Consider the following 229-nt stretch of genomic DNA (forward strand, 5'->3'; position numbering starts at 1 on the left):
CGAACGGCATCAACGCCAATGTGGGCGCAAATATCGGCAATGGCGCAGGCGCCAATCTCGGCCTTGGTATCGGCGGCGGCTCGTCCGGTGGTGGTGCATCCAGTGGCGGCAGTGGAAGCGGGATGACGCCGAGTGCGGTTACCCGCGAATTCAGCAGGATGGATGCCAGTGATCAGAGGAAGATGCTGGTTCGCTGCCGCGACATTGCCTCTGGTGGCTATGATGCTGG

The 229-nt window shown here is 62.0% G+C and carries 1 pseudogene; it reads left to right on the plus strand.

The features are described from left to right. Positions 1-229: pseudogene (locus SB772_RS46315) on the plus strand (hypothetical protein); the annotation flags it as partial.

The organism is Paraburkholderia sp. SIMBA_030, assembly GCF_046535245.1.
GTDB lineage: Bacteria > Pseudomonadota > Gammaproteobacteria > Burkholderiales > Burkholderiaceae > Paraburkholderia.